Genomic DNA, 841 nt, shown 5'->3' with positions numbered 1-841 from the left:
CCGATCGTCCCCTGCGGCCCTTCGGGTCGCTCGGGGTTCGCCAGCCACTTCAGCACGCTCTCCTCGTAACACGCACTATCGGCGCGAAAGAAATACTCGCGCACCGTCGCCGGCAGGCTCGCGAAGGCCCGCTGGATCAGCGGGAGGTTCCGCATCGCCGCCGGGACGTTCCCGTCGCGAAACTCGTCCGCAATCGCCAAATCCTGCTCCACCCAGTAGACCGCCGCCGGCTGATACCCACGCCCGCCCTTGTAGTGCGCCAACGCCTCCTGCTTGTGGCTCTCTAGAATCGTCGCATCGTGGTCCAGGGTCGCTTTCTGCGACCTCCCCCGGGCCGCCACCGCCCGCGTGAGCCCCTCATTCACGCGGGCAAGCCCCTGCAGCGCCGCCGTCTCCGCTGGAATGTACGCCAGCGTGCCCGGCGCGCGCTGCGCCTGGGCCTGGAGGATCAGTGCCTCATCGTGAAACTCGTAGAGAAAGCGCCGCAACGCGTCTGCCGACGGCAGGGGGCGATCCAGCAGCCGGCACAATCCCTGATCGGCGCGTAGCCCGTTGATGTCGTCGAGGCACTCGCCGCCCGAGGCCAGCAACAACACCAGCGCCTCGATCATTTGCACCTCGCTGTGCCCACGGGCCCGTCGCCGAATGCTCAGCTCATCCTCGATGATCCCCGCCACACCCAGCGCCCGCATCGTCTCCACCACCAGAGGCAGCCCGGCCCGCCCCGTCACCGTGTCCGCTGCCTCCACCACCTCCACCCCGTACGGCAACAGCCCTTGCTTCATTCCTCCTCCGCCTCCTCCGCCAACGGTCTGGCATTGAACAACGCCAGGTTCACTTC

The 841-nt window shown here is 67.7% G+C and carries 1 protein-coding gene; it reads right to left on the bottom strand.

Annotated features, from left to right (window positions below):
• Window positions 1–785, bottom strand: a 785-nt coding sequence (locus L6Q96_23205; protein ID MCK6557458.1) for a transposase, incomplete at its 3' end; no start/stop codon positions are given.
• Between the last annotated feature and the right edge of the window lie 56 nt (window positions 786–841).

This window comes from Candidatus Binatia bacterium (genome assembly GCA_023150935.1).
Taxonomy (GTDB): domain Bacteria; phylum Desulfobacterota; class Binatia; order HRBIN30; family HRBIN30; genus JAKLJW01.
Note: the sequence above shows the minus strand (reverse complement) of the source record. Positions and strands in the feature narration are given on the sequence as shown.